Below are 323 nucleotides of genomic sequence, written 5' to 3'. Positions count from 1 at the left end.
GATTTGACGGGTAGCAGTAATCCTGCCGAAATTACGGTGGGTTCTTCTAAAACGGTAACCGCCGTCTTTGAAAAGAGTCCGGTACATCTGTCCCTATCGACAACAGGTCAGGGATTGGTGACCAAGAATCCGGACCAGAGCGAATACGAACCGGGGACAACTGTGACGCTGACGGCAGATCCTGCGGACGGCTGGGAGTTCGTCGAATGGACCGGCGATCTGTATGGTACGCAACCGACGACCGAATTTACGATGGATGCGGACAAAAGCATTACAGCAGTCTTTGAGGAAAAAAGCTATGATCTGACGGTGAATACCGATGG

The 323-nt window shown here is 51.7% G+C and carries 1 protein-coding gene; it reads left to right on the top strand.

Annotation, left to right across the window (positions count from 1 at the left end):
• On the top strand, nt 1-323 hold a 323-nt coding region (locus tag G3569_RS18280; RefSeq protein WP_205720294.1), incomplete at both ends, for an InlB B-repeat-containing protein.

The organism is Fodinibius halophilus (assembly GCF_011059105.1).
In the GTDB taxonomy this organism is placed as follows: domain Bacteria; phylum Bacteroidota; class Rhodothermia; order Balneolales; family Balneolaceae; genus Fodinibius; species Fodinibius halophilus.
The sequence above is the reverse complement of the archived record's forward strand: the minus strand, read 5'-3'. Positions and strand labels throughout refer to the sequence as shown.